We start from the raw sequence: 3,420 nt of genomic DNA, 5'->3' as shown, positions 1-3,420 counted from the left end.
CCGCTGCTGCCCCTGCCGGCCGGAGCGGCCGGGGGGCGCGGGGCTGGGCCCGGCGCTACCGGGCGCTGCTCAGGTAGATGCCAACCTTGGTTGGCGGTCCAGATGCGTGTCAACCAAGGTTGACACCTACCAGGGCGGGCTTCTCAGGCTTCCCGATCCAGCAGCGAGCCCAGCATCTGGTCCTGGCGGCGTATCACCGCGGCGTTGGCCGCAAACGCCACCACTTCAGCCTTGGCCGCCAGCAGGTCACCCAGTGGCGCGGTGGGGTCTTGGTCGGCAGCAACGACCGTCGTGTCTACCCCGCCCTGCCCGGCCGCACTGCGCTGCAGTTGCAGCCGCTGGGCATCCGGGGTGGCGACGTTGGCCACGTTGTGTGGGGCAACCTGCACGCCCTGCTGGGCCGCACGCATTCCGGACAGCGCAGTCTCCATCACGTTCATCGGCGGTCTCCGGGCCGCCCTGCGCAGCCCCTCGGACCGGTTAACGGCCCCGCACGCGCAACCTTGAGTCCACATCGGGCCGACAGGCCCGAGTGGTAGCATATCCCTCTGATTTCAGCGCCTTTTGCCAATGCTCAGTTTTTTCCGCCGCAAGAAGCCCCAGGACGCCGCCACGACGGACGCGCCCAAGACCCAGCATTACTCGGCTGATGAGCTGGCGGCGGCGTTCCCGTCTGCCGCTCCGGTCGAGGAGGCATCCGCCGCACCGGTAGCCGCGCCGGCCACCGTCGAGGCCGCTGCGCCTGCGCCCGTCGCAGCGCCCGAGCCGCCGGTTGCCACGGCACCGGCAGCGCCGGTCCAGGAACGGGTCATCGCCCCGGAGGATTTCGAGGCCGAGGCCCTGGCTGCCGCCGCTGTGCTCGCACCGCTGGCGCCGGTGACCCCGGCCGAGGCTCCGGCCGCGCCCGCCGCTGATCTGCCGGTGCTGGTCGATGCCGCCCCGGCCCCGGCCGGCAAGCCCGGCTGGCGCGAGCGCCTGCGCAACAGCGTCATCGCCCGCAGCTTCGGCGGCCTGTTCTCGCGCAATCCCAAGCTCGACGACGACCTGCTGGACGAACTGGAAACCGCACTGATCACCGCCGACGTCGGCGTGGGCGCCACCACCGACCTGGTCGAGGGCCTGCGCAAGCGCATGAAGTCGCGCGAGTTCGTCGATGCCAATGCGCTGCTGGCCGCACTGCGCAGCGAGCTGATCGCGATCCTGCAGCCGGTGGCCAAGCCGCTGGTGATCGATCGCAACGCCAAGCCCTTCGTGGTGCTCACCGTCGGCGTCAACGGCGTCGGCAAGACCACCACCATCGGCAAGCTGGCCAAGCGCTTCAAGGATGAGGGCCACAGCCTGATGCTGGCTGCCGGCGATACCTTCCGTGCCGCCGCCGTGGCCCAGCTGCAGGCCTGGGGCGAGCGCAACGGCGTGGCCGTGGTCGCCCAGGGGCAGAACGCCGACGCCGCTTCGGTGGCCTACGACGCGCTGCAGGCCGGCAAGGCGCGCGGCACCGCGGTGCTGATCGCCGACACCGCTGGCCGCCTGCATACCCAGTCCGGCCTGATGAACGAGCTGGGCAAGATCCGCCGCGTGCTCGGCAAGATCGACGAAACCGCGCCGCACGAAGTGCTGATGGTGATCGACGGCACCACGGGCCAGAACGCGCTGTCGCAGCTGCGCCAGTTCAATGCCGCAGTGAAGGTGACCGGCCTGGTGGTGACCAAGCTGGACGGCACCGCCAAGGGCGGCGTGGTCTTCGCCCTGGCCCGCGAATTCGGCATTCCGATCCGCTTCGCCGGCATCGGCGAGCGCCCGGAAGACCTGCGCGTATTCGATCCGGAAGCCTTCGTCGACGCCCTGCTGCCTGAAGCGCTGGGCGCCTGATACGCCGTGCAGCCACGCATGGCGTGGCTCTACTGCACTCTCCCGGAACATTGATGCCCCGCCAGCCGCACGCCAGCGCCGGAACCGCCCCCGCAGACGACTTCGTCGCCCACCTGCTGCACTGGTTCGACGACCACGGCCGCCACGACCTGCCCTGGCAGCACCCGCGCAGTCCCTACCGGGTCTGGCTGTCGGAGATCATGCTGCAGCAGACCCAGGTGGCCACGGTCATCCCGTATTTCCAGCGCTTCCTGCAGCATTTCCCGACCCTGCCCGACCTGGCCGCCGCCAGCAACGACGAGGTGATGGCGCAGTGGGCCGGCCTGGGCTACTACGCCCGTGCACGCAATCTGCATACTGCGGCCAAGCGCTGCGTGGAACTGCACGACGGCGACCTGCCGCGCGATTTCGATGCGCTGCATGCCCTGCCCGGCATCGGCCGCAGCACCGCGGGCGCCATCCTCAGCCAGGCCTGGAACGACCCGTTCGCGATCCTCGATGGCAACGTCAAGCGCGTGCTGAGCCGCTACCACGGCATCGAGGGCTTTCCCGGCCTGCCGGCCATCGAGAAGCAACTCTGGGCGCTGGCCGAAGCACATGTGGCGCAGGTACCCGCCGGGCGCATGGCCGACTACACCCAGGCACAGATGGATCTGGGCGCGACCGTGTGCAGCCGCGCCAGGCCGGCCTGCGTGATCTGCCCGATGCAGGAAGACTGCGTGGCTCGCCGCGAAGGCCGCACCGCCGAACTGCCCACGCCGAAACCCGGCAAGACCCTGCCCGAGCGCGAAGCGGTGGCCCTGCTGCTGCGCGATCCGCAGCAGCGCGTGCTGCTGCAGAAGCGGCCCGATACCGGCATCTGGGCCCAGCTGTGGACCCTGCCGCAGGCCGAAGCCGGCAGCGACCTGCAGGACTGGTTCGACACGCACGTCGACGGTTCGCTGGAAGATGCCGACGAGCTGCCGGTGCTGCAGCACACCTTCAGCCACTATCGGCTGCACCTGCAGGTATTGTCGCGGCAGGTACGCGGCCTGCGCGTGGACGAACCCGCGCTGCGCTGGGTCGCCGCTGACGAACTCCCGGCGCTGGGCCTGCCCGCGCCGATCCGCAAGCTGCTGGACGGCACGCCGGTGAAGGCGCCGAAACGCAGATCTACGAAACCCCGCAACCACGAGTGAGTGCCATGCCCCGAACCGTCTTCTGCCAGTACGAACAACGCGATGCCGAGGGCCTGGACTTCGTGCCCTACCCCGGCGACCTGGGCCAGCGCGTGTTCAACCACATCGGCAAGCAGGCCTGGTCGGCCTGGCTGGCGCACCAGACCATGCTGATCAACGAAAACCGCCTGTCGCCACGCAAGCCCGAACACCGCGCGATGCTGGAAGCGGAGCTGGTGAAGTTCCTGTTCGAGAAAGACGCCGAAAAGCCGGCCGGCTTCACCCCGGAAGCCTGAGCCGGTAGCGGGGGGGGGGGGGGGGGGGGGGGGGGGCCGGCGCCCCCCCCCCCCCCCCCCCCCCCGGGGGGGGGGGGCGCCGGGGGGGGGGGGGGCGC

Annotated in this window: 4 protein-coding genes; 3 read left to right on the top strand and 1 reads right to left on the bottom strand. The window is 70.5% G+C overall.

Translation table 11 applies throughout. The features are described 5' to 3' along the window. Window positions 1-143 precede the first annotated feature (143 nt). Window positions 144-440: a hypothetical protein gene (locus IAE41_RS22070; protein WP_200734575.1), complete on the bottom strand. Its 297-nt coding sequence runs from the start codon at window positions 438-440 to the stop codon at window positions 144-146. A 130-nt stretch (window positions 441-570) separates the two neighbouring features. Here IAE41_RS22070 and ftsY point away from each other — a divergent pair, with 130 nt between their 5' ends. The 3 genes from ftsY to IAE41_RS22055 are packed head-to-tail and all read left to right on the top strand — an operon-like array spanning window position 571 to window position 3,322. After that, complete coding sequence (gene ftsY / locus IAE41_RS22065) at window positions 571-1,869, top strand: signal recognition particle-docking protein FtsY (protein ID WP_200734574.1); 1,299 nt, start codon at window positions 571-573, stop codon at window positions 1,867-1,869. 53 nt (window positions 1,870-1,922) lie between these two features. Further along, window positions 1,923-3,047, top strand: coding sequence for an A/G-specific adenine glycosylase (gene mutY, locus IAE41_RS22060; protein ID WP_200734573.1), 1,125 nt, complete (start codon window positions 1,923-1,925; stop codon window positions 3,045-3,047). 5 nt (window positions 3,048-3,052) lie between these two features. Then, complete coding sequence (locus IAE41_RS22055) at window positions 3,053-3,322, top strand: oxidative damage protection protein (RefSeq protein ID WP_200734572.1); 270 nt, start codon at window positions 3,053-3,055, stop codon at window positions 3,320-3,322. Window positions 3,323-3,420: the final 98 nt, after the last annotated feature.

The sequence above is a fragment of the Stenotrophomonas sp. S39 genome (genome assembly GCF_016624665.1).
Taxonomy (GTDB): Bacteria; Pseudomonadota; Gammaproteobacteria; order Xanthomonadales; family Xanthomonadaceae; genus Stenotrophomonas.
The sequence above is the reverse complement of the archived record's forward strand: the minus strand, read 5'-3'. Positions and strand labels throughout refer to the sequence as shown.

What these genes read in the sequence shown, in the direction of transcription:
- IAE41_RS22070 (WP_200734575.1), bottom strand. Translation starts at nt 440, where the DNA reads ATGAACGTGATGGAGACTGCGCTGTCCGGAATGCGTGCGGCCCAGCAG.
- ftsY (WP_200734574.1), top strand. Translation starts at nt 571, where the DNA reads ATGCTCAGTTTTTTCCGCCGCAAGAAGCCCCAGGACGCCGCCACGACG.
- mutY (WP_200734573.1), top strand. Translation starts at nt 1,923, where the DNA reads ATGCCCCGCCAGCCGCACGCCAGCGCCGGAACCGCCCCCGCAGACGAC.
- IAE41_RS22055 (WP_200734572.1), top strand. Translation starts at nt 3,053, where the DNA reads ATGCCCCGAACCGTCTTCTGCCAGTACGAACAACGCGATGCCGAGGGC.